Annotated in this window: 3 protein-coding genes; 2 read left to right on the top strand and 1 reads right to left on the bottom strand. The window is 66.8% G+C overall.

Features of this window, described 5'->3' with window-relative positions; genetic code table 11:
- Nucleotides 1-159: 159 nt before the first annotated feature.
- Both QZ189_RS11010 and QZ189_RS11005 read left to right on the top strand, forming a co-directional pair.
- Nucleotides 160-867 (top strand): pseudouridine synthase, encoded by a 708-nt coding sequence (locus QZ189_RS11010; RefSeq protein WP_296421780.1) that lies wholly within the window; start codon nucleotides 160-162, stop codon nucleotides 865-867.
- 17 nt (nucleotides 868-884) lie between these two features.
- A complete protein-coding gene (locus tag QZ189_RS11005) occupies nucleotides 885-1,784 on the top strand; it encodes a helix-turn-helix domain-containing protein (RefSeq protein WP_296416034.1) in 900 nt (299 codons plus the stop codon).
- Here QZ189_RS11005 and malQ read toward each other — a convergent pair.
- Nucleotides 1,766-2,971 (bottom strand): 4-alpha-glucanotransferase (gene malQ, locus QZ189_RS11000; protein WP_296421775.1); only part of this gene is annotated, 1,206 nt, incomplete at its 5' end. The genes QZ189_RS11005 and malQ overlap by 19 nt on opposite strands.

Raw genomic sequence — 2,971 nt, 5'->3', positions numbered from 1 at the left:
TCCGTTCCACCGGCCAGCGCGGTGTCGCGGTCAGCACGAAGGATCGGAACAGAAGGCATCAGCGAAAACGAATTACGAAACCCAGGTGTTTCGTAAAGCTGTTGCGGAACCGTATCACTTTTTTCTGATGAGCAAAATGCTTTTGGGCACAGCGCTGAGATGGCCGCCGAACGACTGCAAAAGCTGATTGCCCAGGCGGGGGTCTGCTCCAGGCGCCGCGCTGAGGAGCTGCTCAGGGACGGCCGCGTCACCGTCAATGGCCAGCGGGCCCAGCTGGGGGACAAGGCCGATCCCAACAGCGATGCCATCAGCCTCGATGGCCAGCCCCTCGGCGCCTCCGCCGAACCGATGGTGCTGCTGCTGAACAAACCCGCCGGGGTCCTCAGCAGTTGCTTTGACCCCGAAGGCCGGCCGATCGTGCTCGACCTGCTACCGCCCGAGCTGGCCCGGGGCCAAGGACTGCACCCGGTGGGGCGCCTGGACTTTGAGAGCCGCGGCGCCCTACTCCTCAGCAACGACGGGGCCCTCACCCTCCAGCTGACCCATCCGCGCTATGCCCACAGCAAGACCTACCGGGTCTGGGTGCAGGGACAACCCAGCCAACGGGTGCTGGATCAATGGGCCCGCGGCGTCAGCCTCGATGGCCTGCCCTCCCAACCGGTGCAGGTCAGAAGCCTCAGCAGCGAACAGGGCCGGACCCTGCTGGAGCTGGTCATGGGCGAAGGGAAAAACCGTCAGATCCGCCGCACGGCCGAGCTTCTGGGCCACCACGTCCTCGATCTGCAGCGCATCGCCATCGGCCCGATTCATCTCGGAGCACTGCCAGAGGGTCGCTGGAGACGAATAAACGACCAAGAATGGGAATAAGAAGCTGATCGGCCGGAATGCCTCGGTTCGCCCTGTCCATCCCAGGTCTGGCCCGCTTGATGGGCCGGGGTAACAGCGGCGGCGATGCCAGCCCTGACAGCCCTGAGGTGGAAGACCCCTTGCTGGAGGTTGGCCGGCGGCTCAAGAGCGAACGGGAATCCCGGGGCCTGAACCTGCGGCAAATGGCCCTGGAGACCAAGATCAGCACCCCCGTGCTCGAGGCGCTGGAGCGGGGTTGGCGCGATCGCCTGCCGGAGGGGGCCTACCTCAAATCGATGCTGCCGCTGCTGGAGGAGTACCTCAACCTGCCCGGCGGAAGCCTGGCCGCAGCACTCCCACCGGAGAGCGAGAACGCCGCGGCCAACGCCAATCGTCTGCAGCGCTTCACCCCGGGCTCGATCGATGTCTTCAGCAGCTGGCAGGGCACGGTTCTCTACGGGGCCGTCACCCTGGGGCTGATCTACGGCCTGAACCTGCAGCAGCGCCAACTTGCCGCGGCCAACCTGCTGACCCTCAATCCGATCCCTGCCCTCAAACCCAGCGAGCAGGCCAAGGCGGTCCAAGCCGGAGACAACCTGCTGGTGGCCTATCCCGATCTGCGCCCCCTCGAGCGCGCCCAGCGCGGCAGCGGTCAAAGCGCCCTGCGCCAACCACTGCCGGCCCCCGAAGGTCCCGGGGTACTGGAGCTCAACCTCAGTCAGGCCAGTTCCCTCAACCTCAGCAGTGATGGCGGACAACGCAGCCAGCTGAGCGGCAGCAAGGGACAGCTGGTGCTGCAGCTGCAGCCGCCCCTGCGCCTCTCCGTCTCACCGGCCCCGAAAACCGGCGAGGTGATCTGGAACGGCAAGCCCCTGGCGGCCCTGCCCAAACAGCCAGAGCAGTTTCAAGTGCCGGCTCCTCAGCCGCCGCGCCCGTAGCGCCGCGCCAACTCGGCGTAGCCCTGCAGTGGACCCTCCAGCGAAGCAATCGACTGGCCCAGGCGCCATTGCCAATTGCCGTCTGTGGTCCCCGGGGTGTTGAAGCGGGCCTCATCCCCCAGGTGCAGCAGATCCTGCAGCGGCACCAAGGCCCATCCGGCGCTGGTGGCCAGCGCCAACTCCAACAGCTGCCAACCCGGGGCGTGAACCGGGCCGGTCAGGGCCTCCACCTGGGCCCGTTGCTCAGCGCTCAGCTGCTGCCACCAACCGATACAGGTGGCGTTGTCATGGGTGCCGGTGTAGACGACCCAGCGCTCTCCCTCGATGTTGCTGGGGAGATAGGGGTTGCCTGGATTGCCGTCGAAGGCGAACTGCAGGATCTTCATCCCTGGCAGGGCGAAGCGATCGCGGAGGGCCTCCACCTCGGGCGTGATCACCCCCAGGTCCTCGGCGATCAAGGGCAGCGGAGCTGGCAACAGGCGCAGCAGGCTGGCTCCAGGGGTGCGCTTCCACACGCCCCGCTCCGCGGTGTCATCACCACCCGGAACGATCCAGGCGGCCTCCAGGGCCCGGAAGTGATCAATCCTCAGCAGATCAACCACCTGCAGCTGCCGCCGCAGACGCCGCCGCCACCAGCGGAAACGGCTCAGGCGATGCAGGGGCCAGCGGTAAACCGGCGTTCCCCAGAGCTGGCCGGTCTCAGAGAAGTAATCCGGCGGCACACCGCTCTGCTGAAGCAGACGTCCGGAGCGATCCAGCGAGAACAGGCGGCGGTGGCTCCAGACATCGGCGCTGTCATGGGCCACATAGAAGGGAATGTCGCCGATCACCTGCACCCCGCAGCGGCGGGCGTGATCCAGCACCCCCTGCCACTGCTGCTGCAGCTGCCACTGGAGCAAGGCCTCCTGCAGCAAGGACGGCCCATGCTCCTGATCGAAGGCCTTCAGGGCCGATCGCTTGCGGCCGGCCAATGCAGCAGGCCAGGACCACCAGGGCTGGCCCGCGTGGAGCTGCCGCAGCACGACAAAGCGGCAGTGATCCACCAGCCAATGGCGCTGCTGCTCGCGCCAGGCCGCAAAGGCCTGCTGGGTGGGCTCGTCCCAGCTTGGGTAGTTCTGCAGCAGCGCCTCTGCCAGGGCTGCGGAGCGGCGCTTAGCAAGATCAAAGTCCAGTCGCCCGGGCTGCCC

Source organism: Vulcanococcus sp. CPBay_Sum15L08_68, from assembly GCF_017855895.1.
Lineage (GTDB): Bacteria > Cyanobacteriota > Cyanobacteriia > PCC-6307 > Cyanobiaceae > Vulcanococcus.
Note: the sequence above shows the minus strand (reverse complement) of the source record. Positions and strands in the feature narration are given on the sequence as shown.